The sequence below is a fragment of the Alteromonas naphthalenivorans genome, assembly GCF_000213655.1.
GTDB classification, from domain to species: domain Bacteria; phylum Pseudomonadota; class Gammaproteobacteria; order Enterobacterales; family Alteromonadaceae; genus Alteromonas; species Alteromonas naphthalenivorans.
In genome coordinates, this window is record NC_015554.1 from 3,115,340 (window position 1) to 3,135,220 (window position 19,881).

General features: G+C 42.3%; 18 protein-coding genes. 14 read left to right on the forward strand and 4 right to left on the reverse strand.

Annotated features, from left to right (window positions below):
- The first annotated feature begins 50 nt into the window (after nt 1-50).
- From AMBT_RS13590 to AMBT_RS13615, 6 genes are all read left to right on the forward strand, one after another.
- Nucleotides 51-1,604, forward strand: a complete 1,554-nt coding sequence (locus AMBT_RS13590) for a GGDEF domain-containing protein (protein WP_013785208.1) — start codon at nt 51-53, stop codon at nt 1,602-1,604.
- A gap of 2 nt (nt 1,605-1,606) precedes the next feature.
- Nucleotides 1,607-2,965 carry a nucleotide 5'-monophosphate nucleosidase PpnN gene (gene ppnN / locus AMBT_RS13595; RefSeq protein ID WP_041452576.1) on the forward strand — a complete coding sequence of 453 codons (1,359 nt, stop codon included), beginning with the start codon at nt 1,607-1,609 and terminating at the stop codon, nt 2,963-2,965.
- A gap of 166 nt (nt 2,966-3,131) precedes the next feature.
- Nucleotides 3,132-3,506 carry a DUF3192 domain-containing protein gene (locus AMBT_RS13600; protein ID WP_013785210.1) on the forward strand — a complete coding sequence of 125 codons (375 nt, stop codon included), beginning with the start codon at nt 3,132-3,134 and terminating at the stop codon, nt 3,504-3,506.
- The gene (locus tag AMBT_RS13605; protein WP_126872033.1) at nt 3,463-5,169 is read left to right on the forward strand and encodes a histidine kinase; all 1,707 of its coding nucleotides are present in this window, start codon (nt 3,463-3,465) and stop codon (nt 5,167-5,169) included. Before AMBT_RS13600 ends, AMBT_RS13605 begins: the two co-directional genes overlap by 44 nt.
- A gap of 201 nt (nt 5,170-5,370) precedes the next feature.
- A complete protein-coding gene (locus AMBT_RS13610; RefSeq protein ID WP_013785212.1) occupies nt 5,371-6,378 on the forward strand; it encodes an isocitrate dehydrogenase in 1,008 nt (335 codons plus the stop codon).
- A gap of 227 nt (nt 6,379-6,605) precedes the next feature.
- Nucleotides 6,606-6,923, forward strand: coding sequence for a ComEA family DNA-binding protein (locus tag AMBT_RS13615; RefSeq protein WP_013785213.1), 318 nt, complete (start codon nt 6,606-6,608; stop codon nt 6,921-6,923).
- Nucleotides 6,924-7,033: 110 nt separating this feature from the next.
- Here AMBT_RS13615 and galU read toward each other — a convergent pair whose 3' ends face one another.
- From galU to wecA, 4 genes are all read right to left on the reverse strand, one after another.
- Nucleotides 7,034-7,927, reverse strand: a complete 894-nt coding sequence (galU, locus tag AMBT_RS13620; RefSeq protein ID WP_013785214.1) for a UTP--glucose-1-phosphate uridylyltransferase GalU — start codon at nt 7,925-7,927, stop codon at nt 7,034-7,036.
- A gap of 384 nt (nt 7,928-8,311) precedes the next feature.
- The gene (locus AMBT_RS13625) at nt 8,312-9,181 is read right to left on the reverse strand and encodes a glycosyltransferase family 2 protein (protein WP_013785215.1); all 870 of its coding nucleotides are present in this window, start codon (nt 9,179-9,181) and stop codon (nt 8,312-8,314) included.
- Nucleotides 9,178-10,065, reverse strand: a complete 888-nt coding sequence (locus AMBT_RS13630) for a glycosyltransferase (RefSeq protein WP_013785216.1) — start codon at nt 10,063-10,065, stop codon at nt 9,178-9,180. The genes AMBT_RS13625 and AMBT_RS13630 overlap by 4 nt, the downstream gene beginning before the upstream one ends.
- Before the next feature lie 127 nt (nt 10,066-10,192).
- Entirely contained in the window at nt 10,193-11,248 is a 1,056-nt protein-coding gene (gene wecA, locus AMBT_RS13635) for a UDP-N-acetylglucosamine--undecaprenyl-phosphate N-acetylglucosaminephosphotransferase (RefSeq protein WP_013785217.1), read from the reverse strand.
- Between the two features lie 420 nt (nt 11,249-11,668).
- On the opposite strand from wecA, the gene AMBT_RS13640 reads away from it, so the two are divergent.
- The 8 genes from AMBT_RS13640 to galE all read left to right on the forward strand — a co-directional run bounded on the left by AMBT_RS13640 (nt 11,669) and on the right by galE (nt 19,848).
- Nucleotides 11,669-12,073, forward strand: coding sequence for a hypothetical protein (locus AMBT_RS13640; protein WP_013785218.1), 405 nt, complete (start codon nt 11,669-11,671; stop codon nt 12,071-12,073).
- Nucleotides 12,074-12,080: 7 nt separating this feature from the next.
- Complete coding sequence (locus tag AMBT_RS13645) at nt 12,081-13,901, forward strand: polysaccharide biosynthesis/export family protein (protein ID WP_417874139.1); 1,821 nt, start codon at nt 12,081-12,083, stop codon at nt 13,899-13,901.
- A 2-nt stretch (nt 13,902-13,903) separates the two neighbouring features.
- The gene (locus AMBT_RS13650) at nt 13,904-14,683 is read left to right on the forward strand and encodes an ABC transporter permease (protein ID WP_013785220.1); all 780 of its coding nucleotides are present in this window, start codon (nt 13,904-13,906) and stop codon (nt 14,681-14,683) included.
- Entirely contained in the window at nt 14,680-15,354 is a 675-nt protein-coding gene (locus AMBT_RS13655; protein WP_013785221.1) for an ABC transporter ATP-binding protein, read from the forward strand. The genes AMBT_RS13650 and AMBT_RS13655 overlap by 4 nt, the downstream gene beginning before the upstream one ends.
- A gap of 11 nt (nt 15,355-15,365) precedes the next feature.
- Nucleotides 15,366-16,490, forward strand: a complete 1,125-nt coding sequence (locus tag AMBT_RS13660) for a KpsE/RkpR family capsule polysaccharide export protein (protein ID WP_013785222.1) — start codon at nt 15,366-15,368, stop codon at nt 16,488-16,490.
- 371 nt (nt 16,491-16,861) lie between these two features.
- Nucleotides 16,862-18,382, forward strand: a complete 1,521-nt coding sequence (locus AMBT_RS13665) for a peptide MFS transporter (protein ID WP_041453010.1) — start codon at nt 16,862-16,864, stop codon at nt 18,380-18,382.
- Nucleotides 18,383-18,526: 144 nt separating this feature from the next.
- A complete protein-coding gene (locus AMBT_RS13670; protein WP_041452577.1) occupies nt 18,527-18,829 on the forward strand; it encodes a DUF6170 family protein in 303 nt (100 codons plus the stop codon).
- Nucleotides 18,826-19,848, forward strand: a complete 1,023-nt coding sequence (gene galE / locus AMBT_RS13675) for a UDP-glucose 4-epimerase GalE (protein ID WP_013785225.1) — start codon at nt 18,826-18,828, stop codon at nt 19,846-19,848. Before AMBT_RS13670 ends, galE begins: the two co-directional genes overlap by 4 nt.
- Nucleotides 19,849-19,881 lie beyond the last annotated feature (33 nt).

A 19,881-nucleotide genomic window follows, 5' to 3' on the forward strand; every position in this document is an offset into this window, starting at 1 on the left:
ATCATTAAATGTGCAGGATGACTTCACCTAAGGTTGAGTAAACAACAATTATGGACGCCAAACAGCTTCAAACTTATAAGCAACACAATACGCTACTTTCACAATTTATCGTTCGCTTGTCTGCCTTTTATGAAGGGTTTTCCGACAAAGTTGATAGCGAACTACAAATATTGAGAGGGCATTTGTCCGGCACGCCAAACTTTACTCTTGCTACGGTAAGCATCAACAAGCTTAATAGCGCGCTTCAACATCAAGAACTGACATTAAAAAAATACAGTATTGAAACTGTGGCTTTGCTGGAAAGTGCAACTAAGCGTCTTCAAAAAGTAGTGTTTGAAGATGAAGTGCTTCAAAAACGAGCCACACAGCAATTGATAACTCTGAACCAGCCGGTAGGGGATATTTTTAGTATTTACAAGCTATTCCAGCAGGCTATTGAGTTGCATCATGCGGCATTGGCGAGTAGTGCAGCCAGTGAGCTTGAAGCTGGAAAGAATAAGGGTGAAGCACCTGCACTGGAAAATAGTAAAGAAAGCAATAAAGACAATACGGTGAACCCGCTTTATAAGTCTATTTTAGAGGAACTAAACCAACTTATTGCCAGCTATGCCCAGCGCCAACCTGACGACAGTCAATTAGTTGATATACAGAAAAAACTGACGGAAGGTATGTCGGAAGACCAATTGCTTAAAAGCTGTGTTGTTATCCTTCGAATGATAGTACAAGACGCCATGGCTGAGGCCAGCCTAACTGGCAAGGTTATTCAAAGCTTGCATAACTCCATAGGCAAAATGGGAGGAGACATTCAGCTAAGCATGGAAAATAGCCGGACTCAGTTTGAGCAACGACAAGTCGGTAATGCGCAGCTTCAGTCGCATATTGAAAGTATTGAAGAGGCGGTATCACACAGCGACTCTTTGGAGTCTCTAAAAGAACACACACAATTCTGTGTTCAAAATATTGCCAGCACATTGAATGAACAAGCGCAATTAGACTCACAAGGTCAAGCATCGTTAATGGGGTTACTTGGCTCAATGCAAAGCAGAATTGAGCAGCTGCAAAAACAAACCCTAACCTATAAAAAGAAACTGGCTGAGCAAATGATGCTGAGCCAAACCGACCCGCTTACCCGCTTACCTAATCGCCAAGCTTACAATGAAAAGTTATCGAAAGCAGTTCAGTCTTGGCAAGATAACGGTGATGATTTAGCGGTGGCCGTCATCGATATAGACCACTTTAAGTCAATCAACGACCGTTTCGGTCATGCTGCCGGCGATAAAACACTACAAGTGGTAGGAAAGAACCTTAAACAACAATTAACAGAGAACACCTTTATGGCGCGCTGGGGCGGTGAAGAATTTGTTTTACTTCTACCCGGTATGAATAAACAAAAAGTCATCAGTTTACTTGAAACCATGAGAACGAAACTGGCCTCTTTACCGTTTAAGTTTAAGCAAGAAAAAGTCACTATAACGGCATCATTTGGTGCTTCATTTTTCAATAAAGGTGACACCCCAGACGCTGTTTTTGAACGTGCTGATAACTTGCTCTACCAAGCTAAAAATAGCGGTCGCAACCGCGTTATTACTGACAGAGACGAATAAGTATGAAGAAAGTGCAGTTAAATCCTGTTGGTTGGATGAGTCAGTTGTCGCAAATTGAAGTGGCTCAATTACAAGATACAACAAATAGTGCACTGTATGGCATGTTCAGAAACTGTTGCTTAGCAGTACTAAATAGTGGTGTCGATGAAGATGATTACGAAGTGCTTTTTGCGCCTTACGAAAATTTCGATATCAAGCTGGTACGTAGAGAACGCGGCGTTAAAATTGAATTGGTAAATCCACCAGAAGTTGCTTTTGTGGATGACACTTTAGTTACTGGTGTACATGAGCACATCTTTGCCGTGCTTCGCGATCTGCTTTATATGGGTAATAAGTATGCGTTTACCCACAAAAGTGCGCCAGCCGATAGTGTGAGCATTACCGACATGGTGTTTGACATGTTGCGCCATGCACAGGCACTTGAAGGAAACGATAGCCTTAATACGGTGGTGTGCTGGGGCGGGCATTCTATTAATCTAACTGAGTATAAATATACAAAAGAAGTGGGCTACCAGTTAGGGCTCAGAGAAATGAATATTTGTACAGGCTGTGGCCCAGGTGCAATGAAAGGGCCCATGAAAGGGGCTACCATTGGGCATGCTAAACAACGATATAAGGAAGGCCGTTACATTGGTATCTCTGAACCTAGCATTATCGCAGCAGAGCCACCCAATGCGATTGTTAATGAACTCGTCATCATGCCAGATATTGAAAAGCGCCTTGAGGCCTTTGTTCGCCTAGCCCACGGCATTGTGATTTTCCCCGGCGGCGTTGGCACCGCTGAGGAGTTACTTTATCTGCTTGGCATATTAATGAATGAACGAAATGCCCAGCAGCCCTTCCCTGTCATCCTTACCGGTCCAGCGGGTTCTGAGACTTACTTTGAAGCCATTGATGAATTCATCGGTACGACGATAGGGAAAGAAGCACAGAGCAAATACCAGATCATTGTTGACGATCCTGAAGAAGTTGCTCGGGTTATGCGCACAGGGCTTGGGAGAGTTAAAAAGTACCGAGAAGCAATGGGCGATGCCTACAGCTTTAATTGGTCACTAAAGATAGAAGAAGACTTTCAGCGTCCATTTATTCCTACGCATCAAACCATGTCAGATTTAGCGTTACATCATGATCAGGATAATGCTTCGCTAGCGATAGCGCTAAGGCAAGCATTCTCAGGTATTGTGGCTGGTAACGTTAAGGCAGAAGGGATTCAGCACATTAAACAGCATGGGCCATTTAGGCTGACAGGTGATGCAACGTTGATGGAGCGGGTTGATACACTATTAGAATCTTTTGTTTCTCAACAGAGAATGAAGCTTCCCGGCTCTGCATACACACCGTGCTATACCATTGAGAAATAGCTAGACGCATTTCCTTACGTTTAACACTTACCGTCGATGAACTTTTTACGGTACACTGTAGACTTAAGTAGTTATTCAAATAAAGGAACTGCGAAATTACAGTTTGTAACCTATATACATGTTGTAAATTGTTTATTTTAGCGCAGAAAAACGAAAAGTTAGGGTTATGAACTCCAAGGTAATTCGACTCATTTTTGCTGGCATAGCATTGTATGCAGCTTTTGTATTTCTAGTGATTTCAGTTTATCCCGATAAACCTGAAAATATGGACTGGAAAGATCGCGAAGAATATAACCGCGTGCAAATTACCAAATTAAAGCTGGGTAGCACCCGAGAGGAAGTGCTGGCCTTGCTTGGTTCGCCTGATATTACCGAAGCCAAACGACAAAATGAAAATGCTATTCAAGTGATGTTTTACCGTACACAGCACGTTCGTGCAGATGGTTTAACCACGCAAGACGAATGCACGCCATTATTGTTTGAAAATGAGAAATTAATTGCGTGGGGCGACGGGGCGTATTCAAGTTACCAGCAAAGCTAGCCAAATGGAGCTCAATGATGCTTCTGAGCTTTCTGACGCTCTGCTTTCGCTACCTGCACTGACTTCATCGCCTCAAGACACTGTTAATACCTGTCTTCAGCGAGCTAAGCTTACACTTTCATTTACTCAAACCCACCCCGCCATTCCTTTAGCACTTCAAAAGTGTACGAGTGACATTGATACTCTCACCCGGCATATGTTGAACCTAGCACTGTTTGGCAAACTCAATAACTATAACGACCACTTTTTACAGCATATTATTGCGGCCCACTTGGCTACGTATTATTTAGTCGCTTCTAATCTAGCTTCTTCTAATGTGGCTAATACCTCAAAAGGCCAGATAATTAGTCAAAAAAAAGCGTTACTTACGTTCATTAACGACCATAACCTCACCATGTGGCGACAGATTATCGCGTTACAAAAAGTGCTTTTCAGCTCACAATCCATAAAACATATTGGCGAAGCAAAATTAACCTCACTGCAACGCATAAGCCTAATAACCAGTGTGTTTTCTTATTGTACTGACAGTCACTCGAGGTCGAGTCTTCTGGCGTTTATCGCTCAGCGTGTACCCACCATGCAGCGAACTTTCTTGCATCCTATTGCATCACTCATTTCAATACCTTCACCTGGAGCTAGGGTATACGTAAAAGCGCACCCCGCTATTGTGATAGATATACAAAAACAGCATGCGCTTGTTCATTCACCAAGTAGGAATGAGGACGAGAAAATACTATGGGTTAAGCGTAATACCCTTTTAGCCCCTAAAGAGCTGTATCTGAGCTTTGAAGATTTCTCAGATCAATATCTAGCTTGTGAGAACGCCCGAAGCGTGAAAGGAGAGCAGCCTTTTTTACCCACAACCTTCCCTATTCAGCGCCCCCCCTTAGCCCTGATAGAGATTATTGATGAATTGCAAAAAGCTGATGTGGATGTACCTAATTTATGTCAAAAGGTAGAGAAGGTACCCAGCTTCCAGCAGTTCTTGCTTTCCACTGCTAGCCTAGACAATCGCCTTAAACTCCCGGTTACAAGCCTTAAACAAGCAATATTAACCTATGGTTTGGAAAGAGTGGGCGATATGCTGGTACAACATGCCTTAATAGAACGCTTAACCCAACATCAATATCCATTGCTTGCCATCAGCAAACAATTTACCTCTTTGGCGTGTGGTATTGCAGCGCAGTTAGCATCAATAACAAAAACCAAATTTACCCCTCAATCTGCCGCTCTAGTGACCACATTTTTGTGTGCGCCTTTATTCACGCTGCCAGGATTAAAAGTAGCGACTCAACTACCCGTTAATCACAAAGACTACTTTCAGATAGATAACGCTTTCAAGGTTAAAGGCGTTTCTTCATGGCATATTATTTCAGGTGAACTTGCAGGAAATTGGCACCAAAGTGCGACATGGCGAGCAGTGATTCACCAGTCTGGTCGGCGCCACGCAGAGGTGGCCGCTTCTTTGAAAAAGGAACATGCCATTTTACAACTGTCTTTCGGTCTTGCCAGAGAATACTTATTCCCGTTGAAGGTGCGAGATACCGCCACTGACAACACCTTCGATACACTGCGAAGAACCATAGACTTGAAAAGTGAAGACGTTTGCCGCGTGATGGAAGGACTCGGCGAATATCTGTTTTGCCCACTTAATTTGCACTAGTAAAATTAATCTTTACGAATGGCTATAACTTAGCCCCGCTATCGTATAAAATACGCCGCTTAGCGCCGCTTCAATGAGCTCCCCCTAATTTTCATAACAATAACAAGATGAGGCGGTCTTCTTTGGCGCGTTTCGCTCGCTAAGCTAAAATGTAGTAAACCTAACGATTTTGACAATAGAATTATCAGAGGATCCTTCCACATGACTCAGCAACACATTACAGTCATTCGCGGTGACGGCATTGGCCCAGACATTATTGATGCAACCACTAAAATTTTAGATAAAGTTGGCTGTGATTTTGCCTATGACTACGCAGATGCAGGCTTAGTTGCCCTTGAAGAGCATGGTGAACTTCTACCACAAGCAACACTAGACCTTATTGCTAAAAATAAAGTGGCACTTAAAGGCCCACTAACTACACCAGTTGGCGAAGGTTTCACATCAATTAACGTTAGCTTACGTAAACAATTTAAACTTTACGCAAACTTACGCCCAGTGATCTCGTTCAAAGGCACTAAAGCGCGTTACGAAGATATTGATATCATTACCGTGCGTGAAAACACTCAAGGTATGTATTCGGGTCTTGGACAAGTGGTTTCAGAAGACGGTAACGAAGCTGAAGCGATGAGTAAAATCACCCGTGACGGCGCTGAAAAAATTGTAACCTTCGCATACGAATTAGCGCGTCGTGAAGGCCGTAAGAAAGTTACTGCCGTTCACAAAGCTAATATCTTGAAGTCTACTTCGGGTTTATTTCTAAAAGTAGCTCGTGAAGTGGGCGAACGTTACCCAGATATCGAATCTACAGAAATGATTGTAGATAATACCTGTATGCAGTTGGTAATGAACCCACATCAGTTCGACGTAATTGTTACGACTAACTTATTCGGTGATATCCTTTCTGACCTGTGTGCAGGACTTGTTGGCGGCCTTGGTATGGCTCCTGGTGCTAACATTGGTGAAGACTGTGCTATTTTCGAAGCTGTTCACGGTTCTGCTCCTGATATTGCAGGTAAGAACTTGGCTAACCCAACATCAGTTATTCTTGCAGCGGCTCAAATGCTTGAATACTTGAACATGGGTGATAAAGCAGAAAAGATTCGTAGCGCATTAAAAGATGTTATTGAAACTGGCGACCGCACTACTCGCGACCTTGGTGGTGAAGCCGGTACAAATGAATTTACTCAAGCGTTAATTGACCGCCTTTAAGGCTAAATAGACCTCATTGATAAAGCGGGCTTCAAGCCCGCTTTTTTGTATCTGTCTCTTACTGCATACATTCTTCTCTTTTCTCCTCCCTCACACAAAAAAGAAAAAACGCCTTAAGCTAGTGATGGCCGTCTGACAAAACTGTCCCAAAACTGGTCTTTTCATATTTGTCTCTGTAGGTAACATCAACGCTGTACAAATGGTGTACACCCAAACAAGGAATGACAATGAAAAGACAATTAACAAGCTTACTGGTTTTATCTGCGCTATTTATTTACACACCAGGCATATCGGCTGCCCCATTAGATAATGATGCTTCATCATCGATGGTAAGTGTTGGTATCGCGACAAAAATCGACCTTAATATCGCGAGTATTGAAGAGCTTCAAACATTACCCGGCGTAGGTATTTCTAAGGCAAAAGCGATTATCGCTTACCGTCAAGATGTTGGACCGTTTTTAGAAGTTGCCCAAATAACTGAAGTAAAGGGCATTGGTGAAAAGATGCTATCTAAGTTACAGGGTTATGTTGTAGTAAAAGACTAAAAAACACAATTGGTGTTACTCAGTTTGGAAGACACGCACAAAAAAGCGCGCCATGAGCGCGCTTTTAAATAGCTGTAATTTTAGATACTGTGATCCTAGATACTGTAACCCTAGATGCTAAGACTAGCAATATACTCTTTAAATTCTTGGCCTAACGCTGGGTGTCTAAGCGCGTACTCTACGTTAGCTTTCATGTAACCTAGTTTACTACCACAATCATGGCTCTTACCTTTCATGTAGTAAGCGTCAACCTGTTCAACCTTCATTAATGCATCGATAGCATCTGTAAGTTGAATTTCATCGCCGGCACCAGGAGGAGTGAACTCTAGTAAGTCCCAAATCTTCTCAGATAGCACGTAACGACCCACGACAGCTAAATCAGACGGTGCTTCATCAAGCGCAGGTTTTTCTACCATTTTGTGGATTTTCGCAGACTCACCGGGCTCAATTGCGGCGCCATCAAGGTCAGCAATACCAAATTTAGTTACATCTTCTTGAGGAACTTGCTCGACCATAACTTGGCTAACACGGGTGGTATTAAACTTAGCAACCATGTCTGCAAGGTTATCTTTTTTCGGATCACTTGCTGCATCGTCAATAATCACATCGGGTAATACTACCGCAAAAGGTGCATCACCAATGATAGGACGGGCACACAATACAGCGTGACCGAGACCATTCGCTACACCTTGGCGTATATGCATGATGGTGACATCTTTCGGACAAATTGACTGTACTTCTTCAAGTATCTGACGCTTAACACGCTTTTCCAATGTGGCTTCAAGCTCAAAAGACGTATCGAAATGGTTTTCAATACTGTTCTTACTAGCGTGGGTTACCAATATAATTTCTTTTATCCCTGCTGCGACACATTCTTTCACAACATATTGAATAAGTGGCTTATCTACCACTGGAAGCATTTCCTTAGGAATTGCTTTTGTAGCAGGAAGCATTCGGGTACCTAGACCCGCAACTGGAATAACGGCTTTCTTTACTTGACTCATAATTTAATGTCCTTGTACTGATAATCCTCAACCTAAAATGATGTATGCAATCCACATTCCATACTCACAATTTCATTTTGGCTCGAAACGGTTACGCTTTAATAAAACTTAAAGTTCACTTCACAATGATTTCTATTATAAAAATAAAAAGCTTCATCATGAAGCACATATTTCAATTCATATCACATATAACTGGTGCTGATCAGCGCAACATCATTGAAAAATAATGTTTTTGAAATAAAAGGATTTGGCTAATCAACGCCCCTTTTTAATTCAGCGATATGCACCAAAAATTATCACCTGCACATCTTTAGTGAAAGCTTACATTCGTTAAGCAGTGCTTTTAGAATTCCAACTAAAACCATTGCATAAATAACGTAAAGCCTACTTTATACTAGGCTCTTGAATCTTTCCTTTCTTCGCACTAATACCGTCGGCCAGCCCTTTCAATAAATAATGCCCACGCTTCTTCCCATCAGGAAAATAGAATCGATTGACAATATAACGTAGCGGTATTGCGGGAAGATGACGGCACTTCCAATAAAGTGGTACATATCCCCTTCGCGCTAAGAGTAATACGTTCCTCATTTGATAGTAAAGTCGAATAGGTGCGCCTTGCTTGAATGTTAGGCCTAGCACCTTTACGCGATCATCGCCCTGACGGTGCGGCATGCATACTGATAAAGACTGAAATATAGAAAAACCGAGCTTATTGGCACGCCAGCACCACTCATGATCCACACCGTCTATGAATAAGCCTGTTTCTTTATTTCCGACTGTAGAAAATGCTGAAGAAGATAGCATCATACCTGAAGCAATAATTTGTTTTACTTCTCTAACCTTGCTATCGATTTGACGTCCCTTTTGAACTCGGCCTACAGCAACCTTATCAGTAAATTGACAATGTATTGAAGGGCCAAGTGCCGCTATTTTATGGGAACGCTCAAGCTCGTGGTACTGAGCTAATAATTCTACTGCCATATTTACCGTAAATAGACTATCTTGATCTAGCACTACCGCATGTGAAAGACCATTTTTAAATAGATAATTGAGGCCTACATTCTGAGCCTCGGCAATGCCTACGTTTTCAGGATAGTGGAAGTACTGGCAGTGAGAAGAAAGCGATAAGACAGTTTTTTCAGAAGAATTGTCGACTAATACAATCGGCCATTCACAGTGAATGAACCCATCGATGAGTGATTGCACATGTTGAATATCAGGGCGATAAAGTACAACGACAATTCCACAGTTCAATGTTTACCAAACCTATCCAATAAATGACGATCGAGTTTATACGCTAATTTAACGACTTTCCCTGGCATCAATCGAAGCGCTAGCACACCACATGCATATGCAGCATTGTAAGGCGTTAACTTTTTTAGTTTAAGCATGGCATTGAACCTTGCTCTAAATTCGTTGAGTGATTTACTAAAGCCTCTGCGCTTATAAAAGTTGTTTACGCGTCTGAAGTTCAATAAACGATCTTTAAGGTTTCTAAATACAAAGCCGTTAGAAGCCAGGGTTACCCAAAGAAAATAGTCTTGTGTGTTCATTAGGTTGCTGTCGTATCTATAACCCTGTTCAAACACCGTGTAACGTATTACTACAGTTGGATGATTCAGTGAGCACCGCCGTGGTAATATGCTGACAATTTGCTTGTGAGATGAAGGCATAACTCGCGCCCCCACTTTGCCACCATGCTCGTTTATTTCTGTCAGTGCTGAACCCAGTACTGATATATAAGCATGCTTTCGCAAATAACTTATTTGCCGTGCGAGTCGAGTAGAAATCGAGATATCATCCGCATCCATTCTCACGAAGTAGGAAGGGTTCAACGATAATCCCCATTCAGCCGCTTTGTTCATGCAGCTAGCCAAACCAGGTTTAGTCACATTTTGGGCTAGTATAATCCTATGATCAGAAAAGGCTTTATCTTTGAGTTTATTCATCATCTTAACGGAAATTTCCCCGTCAATTACAATGGTAAAGACAAAGTCTTGATAGGTCTGATTGAGGATACTATCAATTGCTTGCTCTACCCACTCAACCTTGTCTCCCCCGTAAACCGCCATGGCGACTAAGGTTTCAACACGTTTTTTCTTATAGTTGTTGTGAAGAATTGAAAGGTTTGAGTCCAAACAGAATTACCAATTTTAAAGCGTTGATACATGGGAAAGTAAAAGAAAAGCGCTTTCTAATCTTATTACACCAGCGTTCGAAATTTGTTTCTAGCATTCAATTTATCAACGCATTATAAGTATTACTCTAACGCTTTTTGATAAAGCGAAGTACGCTCCAAATGTTCTGAATGACGATACTATACAAGACAAGTAAACAAATAAAACCCCAAAACATGACGTATTCAGGCACAAGGTATAGTTCACCCAAGATCCCAATTACGCAATAACAGGCGCCCATGCATAGTATCGCGATGAGAGATTGACGACTCGATAACCCAGCACGCATAAAAATATTATGTAAGTGTTGGCGGTCGGGACGGAGCATAGATTGCCCCTTGCGTGCACGGCGGTACATAATGGCAGCCATATCCATCAATGGCAATCCAACCAACCATACGGCGGTAATTGGTCTAAATGCAGCGCTATCACCTTGGGTATGGTCGACTAATAACCATACTATCGTTAGGCCCACGAACATACTGCCCGCATCACCCATAAATATTTTATTTCCTTTAAACCCCTTCCAACTTAAATTAAAGGCTAAAAAAGGTACGATGGCAGCCACAATAATTAATGGTTCCATAATGGCAGCGCCGTTGCCAGTAGCAGTGAGAAACCCCGCCAAGGTAAGCAGAATGACCAAACTCATGCCTCCTGCAAGACCATCTATACCATCAATCATATTAAAGGCATTGATAACACCCACTACGCAAATAACAGTAAAGAAATACCCACCGATATTTAGCGCAATATCGCCACTACCAAAAATATTACCTAACGAGGTGACATAATTTTGCGCACTCCACGCCATAATTGAAGCCACACCGAATTGACACATTAAACGCCCTTTGGCACTTAAGTCGAAACGGTCGTCAAGCATACCAAGAAGCACAACAAAAGCAGAAGCAGTAAAGAATAGAGGATTATTTTTCATCCATACATCAGTAGCAACACTCGCAACCAATACCGCCATAAAGATGGCGACGCCGCCAGTTAATGGAATAATGCCCGCATGGCGCTTTCTTGCGCTTGGTTGATCAACCAAGCCAAATTGATGTGCTAACGGTGTCATCACCACTAACAAAATGAGAGCTACAAAAAACGCAGTAAAAAGGGGAACAAACTGCAGGTACGCTAACATATTAAACAAAACCTCGTGCCACCACGGCCCATACCACCAACAATCAGTGCGTCACTGATAGGTGCTTTTCTAAAGTGTGACATGTAAACCAAATTGGTATCCATATTAAAACAACGTCCTTTAACGACCTACCGAGGGTTTCATTCTTTTATTTGAACAGGATAGGAAAACCCTCCTTATCATAATAAACATTCTTTGTTGTAACCACCCTTAGTAGCAAAAACTTTTGTAACAGAATGAATCCAGGCTAATTAACACAACACTTTGAACAATTTTCATACACAATGCCTTGTGAACACTGTCTTTAGAGCAAATAAGCATCCATCAAAACGTAATTCATGCCGAACCCGTGACGAAAACATGTTTTTTTTTATTCTTATGGTATCCTAGCGCCAAATTGCTATATGGATATGACAGTCAATGTTAAATACGCAAAAAAGGGCTTTCTTACTCGTTGCGCTTACCAGCTTGCTCGCGGCGTGCAGTAATGTGCCTAAATCGACAACCGCCGATATTCCACTAGTACACGCTTCGCTAGCATACTCTTTGTCTGCCGAAGAAGATGTAGCAATAAGCATTCCAAATTTAAATTCTTCGTTTAGTCAGGGGCAGAGCATTCAAATTATGCTTGAAGGCATTGATTACGAGGCGACTAAATTGTATACCTCGGCAACCGGTAACGACTGCATTCGCTTTCAAGCTGCACTTTCTGCCACCCAGTCCAAAAATGAATATACCAAAGACAAGGTTACCGTTTGTAAACGCGACGGAGCTTGGTCTATTTTGAGCCCATTAGTAGCCTCGGCTCAATCACGAGGAGAATAAGTTGAAGTTGTTAAATTTAGTTTCTTTTACCGCTGCAGCTGTACTTTCAATCAGTTTATCTTCTCAAACAGTTTACGCGCAGAGTGCGGAACAAATAGAACAGTTAAGACAACGCGCCCAACAAACAGGCTCGTCATCAACCTCTAGTACTGCAGCTGGCGTGTCCCCTCTCAGCGTTCAGAGTCAACGTACACTGCCCGGCGCAGGTAGCGCACAAAGTACAATGGGGCAATTTAGCACTCAGCCAAGAGACGGCCTTTCTCTTCCGGGTGAGCCAACTATTGAAAGTGTTTTCCCCCTACAAAAAGCAATGGCTAACCCACCGTTTGCTGCGAACCTTTTTCTTGGCGGCTTCGAGTCAGAAAGAACCACAGGTTTAAACGATAACTACTTGGTTGCGCCTGGGGATAAAATTTCTATATGGCTTTGGGGTGCAATCAATTATTCAGATGTTTCTACTGTTGATAACCAAGGCAACATATTTATACCCAATATTGGCCCAATTCTGGTTGCTAACACGCCTGCGGGTTCAGTAAACCAGACAGTCAGTAGTAAAATTCGTCAGGTTTATACCAACGATGTAAATGTATACGTCAACCTACTTACTTCAACACCTGTGGCTGTCTATGTTTCTGGTCCAATTTTACGTCCTGGGCAATATGCGGGCTTAGCATCTGATAGTGTTCTGTATTACTTGAAACGGGCGGGAGGTATCGATTTTCAACGTGGTAGCTTCCGTAAAATAGATGTTATTCGCGACAACGAAGTTATTGCAACCGCTGATTTATATGCATTTTTCAGGAACGGCAAGCTTCCAAAAATTTCTTTTAAAGATGGTGACACCATATTAGTTCGCCCTATCGGCAATACTATCGTGGTGGAAGCCGGTGCCAGAAATAGTTTCACCTTTGAGTTTTCAGATGAGGAACTCACTGGCGAGGTAGTGAACTACTTTGCACGACCGGGTGAATTTGCTTCTCATGCTTCTGTCGCTGGCGTAAGAGATAATAAACAGTTTGCACGTTACTTAAGCTTAACCGACTTTGAAAGCTTGCCTTTAAAAGCCGGCGATACAGTAGAGTACGTGGCTGATAATGAAGCACAAATTTATCGTATTAATGTAGCTGGCGCATTTTCAGGTGCATCACAATTGATGGTAGACAAAGGTACACGCTTGCTTGATGTGCTTGATCATATTGAAGCTGATACAACCTTGTCCGATACGCAGAATATTTATCTCCTGCGAGAAAGTGTTGCTATAAAGCAAAGAGAAATTATCGAGCAAGGCTTAGAGCGATTAGAGCGCAGTATGTATACTGCTCCTATCAGTTCTACCGGTGAAGGTGCTATTCGCGCACAGGAAGCTCAACTTGTAGCTGATTTTATTGCCAGAGCACGCCAAGTAGAACCCCAAGGCCGCGTGGTTGTGTCTGAAAATGGCGACACTGCGAACATTCTTTTAGAACCTAATGATACGATTGTGATCCCAGAAATTACGGATCTTATTCATATTGGTGGCGAAGTTTTACTCCCTCAATCGGTTGTATTTAACCCTGACGCAGATACTGAAGATTATATTGCATGGGCTGGCGGTTTTACCGAACGGGCTGAAGATGAGCGTATCTTGATTGTGCGCAAAAATGGCAACGTTGCGTTTGCTAATATTGATAATGGTATTTTAACGGCTAACGGCAGTGGCGCTAAATTATTACCTGGCGATCAAATCATTGTGCTGCCGGCTATTGATACCAAAGTGCTTCAGGCAGTAAAAGATATTACGCAAATTGTCTATCAAATCGCCATTGCTGCGAACGTAGCCACAGACTAGTTATGGTAACGTTCAAAGAACAAGTTTACGCTTGGAGAAGTGTGATTTTCGCACTTTTCCTGCGTGAGTTTCAAAGTAAGTTCAATGATAAATTTGGGCTCAGCTGGGCCTTTATAGAGCCTTTTATTTTCATTGCTGCCCTTTCGTTTATAAGAGGCTTGATCAGCGGCGACGATGTTCACTCTATACCATTATTCATATTCATGATGATTGGTTTAGTTGGCCTTCAGACACTTACCTCCAATCTTCAGTCAGTATCAACGTCCATTCGACGAAATAAACCATTATATGCATTTAGGCAGGTTCAACCGCTTGCGGCTATAGTGACTGCGGGCTTTGTTGAATTATCAATTAAAACCGTAGTGATTGCACTACTTGCTTTAGCACTCTATTTACTCGGTGACGGCTTCAAGATTCATGACCCACTGCTATTTATCACCCTTTACATCCTACTTTGGTTATTTTCTGTTTCAATTGGTTTAGTGTTTGGTATTGCGGTTGCTTTCGTTCCTGAAGTAGACAAAATAAAATCAATGCTTACACGCCCCCTTATGTTTATTTCCTGTGTATTTTTCAGCCTTCAAGATATGCCCGAATACCTCTGGCCGTATTTCACTTGGAATCCACTAGTCCACTTTAACGAGCTTGCTCGGTATGCTTGTTTTGAGTCTTACGGACATAAAGGGGTATCGTTTAGCTTTGTGGTAGAAATTACCATTGTATTCTTATTCTTGAGTCTTTCTCTGTATCACATTACGTGGAAAAAGGTATTGTCACGATGATCAAACTAGAGAACGTGACAAAAAGCTACCCGAGTAAAATGGGGCCCCAATATATATTTAAAAATCTTAACTTTGACTTTCCAACCGAGAACAACGTAGCCATATTGGGTAAAAACGGTGCGGGTAAATCCACCTTGTTTCGCATGTTAGCGAAGAGTGAATACCCTGATAAAGGGCGCGTGCTTACTAATAAAGCGATGTCATGGCCAGTTGCACTGCAAACAGGCGTGCATCCCCAAATGACAGGCCGTGAGAACACACGTTTCATCGGTCGTATCAATAACGTGGCGTCGTTACCGGAATACGAAGAGAAGGTTCAAGCTTTTGCTGAGTTAGATAAGCGCTTTGACTTACCCGTGCGCACTTACTCATCAGGTATGCGGGCTAAGTTTGTATTTGCTTGTTGTATGAATATTGACTTTGATATTTATCTTATTGACGAAGCCACTTCTGTAGGCGACCCACTTTTTAGAAAAAAAGCCAGAGCGTCACTTAAAGAAAAAAGTGAAACTGCCGGCGTTATCATGGTAAGTCATGAACTCGATCAAATTCGAGAATTCTGTACATCCGCCGTCATTATAGATGATGGTAAATTATCGTATTACGCTGATCTCGAAGAAGGCATTGACGTGTACACGCAAGATGCAGCTAACAAAAAATCGTTAAAATAGGTTTATTACACGTGGAAAAAACTCTTACTAAGCTGAATGAACTGATGAAACAGCATAAAACGCTTTTGCTTGTGCTGCCTTGGTTTTTATATGCCTTCTATCTCATTGTATGGGCTGCACCTCAATACGAAAGCCAAAGTCAGTTAATCGTAAAATCAAGTGATGGCGGCAGTAGTTTCGACCCATCTTCATTACTGATGTCGGCAGGTATTAGCTCTGGCGGCATGGGAAATGAAAGCCAACTAGTAGAAGCTTATATCAAATCTGCAGACATGATTAAGTACTTGGATGAGACCATTAACCTAAGAGAACATTACATGTCTGACGAGGCCGACTTTTTTAGCGGCTTATCAAGTTCTCATAAGCAGGAAAGCTTCTATCAGTTTTACTTAGACCACGTTGAAGTGAGTGTAGATTCAGCCTCTTCTGTTATTTCACTTCGTACCCGTGCTTTTAACCCCGAATTCGCGCAAGTCATAAACCAAGCTATTGTGGTAAAAGCGGAAGAATTTATAAACAATATCAACAACAATCTAGCCAAATCAAAGCTAACCTTCGCTAAGGGTGAGCACGAGATTGTTGAGCAAAAACTTCAACAAGCTAAAACAGAAATTTTAGGCTTTCAGTCAAAATATAATGTGCTTGACCCTACCGCAGAAGGCGCAGCTTTCCAGCAAATTGCATTTTCGTTAGAAGCCACCTTGGCACAAAAGAAAGCAGAGTTGAGTACCATTTCAACCATGATGTCTGATGCTGCTCCTGAGGTGATTAATATCAAGCGAGAAATTGGTGCACTGCAGAGTGAAATTAATAAGCGCAAAGAGCAGATTAGTACCACTGACCCAGATAGCTCTGATACTGACCTTTCCGTAGGTGAACTGATGGCGCAATACAGCAACCTACAGGTTCAGTTACAGTTAGCTATACAAGCATTTTCTTCTTCACTGATTACCCTTGAAAATGCCCGAGTGGAAACCTATCAGAAATTACAGCACTTAGTAACTATTGAGACGCCTACTCTGCCGGATGACAATAAGTACCCAACAGTGGTTTACAATTTGGTGTTATTTGGCGTAATACTTTTATTGCTTTATGGCATCATTCGAATTGTATTAGCTACAATTAGAGAGCTATAACGGACAATACCTTGAAACCTGATTTGTATCGCACTTCGCTGCTATATTCTTAATAGCATTCGTAGTAATACATTCGTCGTAAAAAAGAGTGCGATACAAATTTTCAAGTAAACGACAGGCAGTAAGCTATTCCCTCATATTTTTAGCGCCAGCCCGCGAAAAGCATAAAGAGCAACCCAAGCGGCAACGCTCAATTTTCAAACAAAACGTGCTTTTGACAGGCTTAAAAGTAGAGTTTATCGCCCAAATCTTGTGTCTTCACTCGAGCTTTAGTATAACGGCTTATCCTTTATTGGACCTATATCAAAAGAGTGTATGCATTAAGCACTCTACTATAACAACCATAATTAATATGGAATGATAACGTGACTATAAAAAAATCTAACGACACCAGCTTTTTCGGCCATCCAGGGGGCCTTCGAACGCTGTTTTTCACAGAAATGTGGGAACGCATGAGTTATTACGGTATGCGTGCCCTTCTTGTTTTATTTATGACAGCCAGCCTACAAACTCAAGGGCTTGGTTTTACGGTAGCCACCGCAGGGGCAATTTACGGCCTTTATACCGGCGCAGTTTACTTTTTAGGTTTACCAGGAGGTTGGTTATCTGACCGTCTCATCGGTGGTAAAAAAGCCGTGTGGTACGGTGGTATTATCATCTTCTTAGGCCATGTGGTACTTGCTATCGACTTACAGAACTTATTTTTTGTAGGTTTAATCCTTGTAGCAACTGGGACTGGCCTATTAAAACCCAATATTTCGGCCATGGTAGGGCAGCAGTATGGCGATGATGATGCTCGCAGGGACAGTGGTTATGCCCTTTATTATATGGGTATCAACATCGGCTCTCTTATTGCCTATTTGGTAACAGGTTACCTACAAGAAAACTGGGGCTGGGACTATGCCTTTGGTGCGGCAGCGATTGGTATGGCTATTGGTCTTATTCAATATTACTTCACCAACTCGTCGCTAGCGTCAGACTCAACGGCTCCAACTAATCCTTACACAGGCAGCGCTAAGAAAACCGCGTGGACAGCCGTTATTACAACCGTAGCGTTAGCTGTCGTTGTTATTGTTCTTGCTCACATGGGGACAATTGTTATTGACCCTCTTGCACTCGCTCAGCAAGTGGCTGTATTTTTCACTGTCGTATTTTTTGCTTATTTTGGTTTTATCTATTTCAAAGGCGCATTAAGCGACAATGAAAAAAGACGCATGTGGGCATTATTTTTAGTTTGTATTGCCTCGGCTTGTTTCTGGTCAGGCTTTGAGCAAGCCGGTTCATCTTTAAACTTGTTCGCTCAAAACTATACCGACAGAGCTTTATCTGCTGGTTCAATTTTCACGTCATGGTTCGGGCTTTCTACCATTCCAACCGTATGGTTCCAGCTTTCTAACTCGCTATTTATTATTATCCTTTCGCCTTTCTTCGCTGCGCTTTGGATTAACCTTGCTAAGCGTATGATTGACCCTTCGTATACCCTTAAGTGTGCAATTGGTCTTGTGATTATGGCAACAGGCTTCTTGGTAATGTTTATGGCCTCTCAGTACGCTGCTCAAGGTTTAAAAGTAGCCCCTATGTGGTTGGTCACTACTTACTTCTTACATACTGTTGGTGAGTTATGTTTAAGCCCCGTTGCACTTAGTGCGGTAAGTAAACTATCGCCTAAGCGTTTTGCTGGTCAAATGATGGGGGTTTTCGTTCTAACCTACTCTATCGGTAACATTATTGCCGGCCTATTGTCAGGTAATTTCGATCCTGAAAATGTAGCCGAAATGCCTAACCTTTACCTACAAATCGCGTTGTTTAGTATTGCTATCGGTATTGTGATCGCACTGCTGAGTCTCAAATCACGTTTTTGGGAAAAAGCTGGCGTTGAGTCGCAAGCCTAAGTTGATTAATAAAGATAGGAACAGGTGATTAAATTTTTGTTGAAAAGAGCTCATTAGACCAATTACGGTTTGAACCTTTCCTGCAATCACCTACAATAACCGCCGTTACACAATATGTGTCGGCGGTTTTTATTTGAGTACGCTATGAAATTTTATTTTTCCACCCGAAATATTCCTCAGCTAAAAGGTCTCCCTCTTACTGAACGCGTTAAGCGTTTAGACAGAGCAGCTTCACGAATGACCGTTCCAGAAAAAACACTCATGAACGTGCTCAAGCTACTGGTTTTCATACCCGCTTTTGTGCTTATATTACAAACCGCATCGAACTGGACATCACTGTTGTGGGCGGGACTCGTATTTTTGCTGTACCCGCTTTTAGTTAAGCCTATACAACATTCTATCTGTGCTAAACATTTGGCACCTAATTCAGACAAGGAGCATGCATGAAAACCATCTTGGTTACCGGTGGCGCAGGATACATTGGAAGTCATACTGTACTTCAACTACTCGAACAAGATTACAGCGTTGTTGTCTTGGACAACTTGGCGAACTCGAGTGCAGAGTCACTGAGACGTGTTGAGGCTATCTCAGGAAAATCCGTCACTTTCGTTCAAGGTGATATTCGCGACACTGCTGTGCTTGATGGTATATTTAGCGAGCATACGATTTATGCGGTTATTCACTTTGCGGGCCTAAAAGCCGTAGGAGAATCGGTTCAGCAGCCCCTGTCTTACTATGAAAACAATGTGTATGGCACGCTTACCCTGTGTAAATCAATGCAAAAGCACAACGTTAAGAATATTGTGTTTAGCTCTTCTGCTACAGTATATGGCGATCCTGCAGCCCTTCCTTTACGCGAAGACATGGCCACGGGACACCCAACCAACCCTTACGGTATGTCTAAGTTAATGGTAGAGCATGTGTTGGCTGATTTGTTTGTGTCAGACAGCGAATGGAACATTGTGCTACTTCGTTACTTTAACCCAGTAGGCGCACACGCATCAGGCAGCATTGGTGAAGATCCAAACGGTATTCCAAACAACCTCATGCCTTATATTTCACAAGTCGCTACGGGAAAATTAGAAAAACTCAGCGTATTTGGTGACGATTACGATACCCATGATGGTACTGGTGTACGTGATTATATTCACGTAGAAGACTTGGCTAATGGGCACTTGAAAGCGATTGATAGAATTGCTTTGAATATGGGCCTTGATAAATATAACTTGGGAACTGGTCAAGGTTACTCAGTGTTAGATATGATCAAAGCGTTTGAAAAGGCATCGGGTAAAACAATCCCTTATGCTATAGCACCGCGCCGTGGAGGCGATGTAGCGGCATGTTACGCAGACCCGACTAAGGCAGCTACTGAACTTAATTGGCACGCTGAGAAAGGCTTAGAGGCCATGTGTGCAGACACATGGAATTGGCAATCACAAAATCCTCAGGGCTATCCTAAAGCTTAATCAGCCTATCGCATATTTAGTAAGATAGCTCGC